The 1,652-nt window shown below is 62.5% G+C and carries 2 protein-coding genes and 2 pseudogenes; 3 read left to right on the top strand and 1 reads right to left on the bottom strand.

The genetic code is table 11. The features are described from left to right. Positions 1-180 precede the first annotated feature (180 nt). Complete coding sequence (locus ACYVD0_RS14680) at positions 181-732, top strand: transposase (protein WP_460427489.1); 552 nt, start codon at positions 181-183, stop codon at positions 730-732. 45 nt (positions 733-777) lie between these two features. Here the strand turns inward: ACYVD0_RS14680 and ACYVD0_RS14675 are convergent. Continuing rightward, a pseudogene (locus tag ACYVD0_RS14675) lies at positions 778-915 on the bottom strand (antA/AntB antirepressor family protein); the annotation flags it as partial. Positions 916-966: 51 nt separating this feature from the next. On the opposite strand from ACYVD0_RS14675, the gene ACYVD0_RS14670 reads away from it, so the two are divergent. Together ACYVD0_RS14670 and ACYVD0_RS14665 are read left to right on the top strand one after the other, a co-directional pair. Next, positions 967-1,254 carry a hypothetical protein gene (locus ACYVD0_RS14670; protein ID WP_460427488.1) on the top strand — a complete coding sequence of 96 codons (288 nt, stop codon included), beginning with the start codon at positions 967-969 and terminating at the stop codon, positions 1,252-1,254. Positions 1,255-1,378: 124 nt separating this feature from the next. Then, positions 1,379-1,652, top strand: a pseudogene (locus ACYVD0_RS14665) (helix-turn-helix domain-containing protein); the annotation flags it as partial.

Genomic DNA, 1,652 nt, shown 5'->3' with positions numbered 1-1,652 from the left:
CCTTCGAGCAGGGGCTGACCGAGCGGCAACTGAGCCACGAGTCGATCCGCCAGGCGCTGATACGCCTGGGCGTGGGCTGGAAGCGGGCCAAGACCTGGATCACCCGTCCGGATCCGCATTACGCCCGTAAAAAAAGTGGCGCGACCGCCTGATCGAGTGGGCCGCGAGGCGCCCGGACGGGTGCTGGGTTTTCAGGACGAAGTCTGGTGGAGCCGCTTCGCGCGTCCGTCCCTGAAGGCCTGGAGCGAGGGGCCGGCTCTGCGCTTGCAGCAGTTGCCGGCGGATCCGCAGAATGCCGAACCCAAGGCGCTGAGTTGCTATGGTCTGCTGCGCGCCGACACGGGGCGGATGCTGCTGCGCTTCGTCAGGGGCCGCCCGGTCGGCCAGGTGACCGAGGACTTCCTGGAGTGGGTCTGTGAGCGCCTGGCGAGCGAGGGCAAGAAGGCGCTGCTGATGATCTGGGACAATGCCAGCTGGCATGTCAGCCATCGAGTGCGGGCCTGGATCGGGACGCACAACCGCCGGGCCAGGGCCGAGGGTGGCGTACGGATCGTAAGCTGCCGCCTGCCGAGCAAGAGCCCCCGGTTGAACCGAATCGAGCCTTGCTGGGTGCATGGCAAGCGGGCGATCCATGAACCCGAACGCCCGTTGACCATCGCCGAGGTAATGGAGCGGGTCTGCACCTATTACGGTTGCGAACGGCTCCCACCACTTGAACAAGATATTGGTTGAAACTGCACTAGCTGCTGGCCAACGCTGAGGTAGGTCGTCCCCTTCGGAAGGGCCATACTGATCAATTCGATCCCTGATCCAGGTGCTGAAATCGCGCCCGACCTCCAGGAAGTGATACGGATCGCGAGCATCGCAAAGCTGCTGGTGACGGCCGTCGAGTTCGCCGTTGAAAACCGGAATCAAAGCGGCGTTATTCAGGTATACCCCACGCCCCCAAAATCAGGAGCCTCAATGATGTCTACCGGAACCAAGATTGACGCTGCTGAACTCGGCTCACTGATCGAGCAAACCCACAATCCCGAGGTCGCCATTGCGCTGCGCAACCTGTTCGCCCTGGGCTGCCTGCTGGTGGCGCAAGGTCACGCCAAGCAAGGCATAAAGGCCTGCAACGATGTTGTTCGCTCCCTCGACGAGACGGGGCATGCCACTTACCTCGACCGACTGTTCGAGGCCGTGGCAAAAGAGCCCATCCGAATTGGCAGGAGCGTGCGGCCGTCCTCTGACCTGCTGGATATCCTGTGAGCGGACGTCATGCGTAACGACTGAAACCAGACTTTGCCGGGGCGTGATCTCCCGCAAGCAAATACCTGAAAGAAAATTTTCCGGCACACTGAGCCCCTTGTCTCAGTGGCTCCCGGAGCACTCCATGAAATTCGTGTCGCCTCTTGCCGACACAGACTTCCAGGCGTTGATGGATGCCCATACGCAAGGCGAGAAGCCGGCCTTGCGCCGTCGTGCCCATGCCATCGTGCTCAGTCACAAGGGCTACGGCATCAACCCGATCAGCGACATTCTGGCGGTCACGCGCGAGACCGTGTCGCATCTGGTTCGATGCCTGGCAAGCCGATGGCCTGGAAGGGCTCAGGGACAAGGCCCGCAGCGGTCGGCCGGCCATCTACGACGAGTGCGACCGGAAACGG

The organism is Azotobacter armeniacus (genome assembly GCF_054779355.1).
Note: the sequence above shows the minus strand (reverse complement) of the source record. Positions and strands in the feature narration are given on the sequence as shown.

What these genes read in the sequence shown, in the direction of transcription:
- ACYVD0_RS14670 (WP_460427488.1), top strand. Translation starts at nt 967, where the DNA reads ATGTCTACCGGAACCAAGATTGACGCTGCTGAACTCGGCTCACTGATC.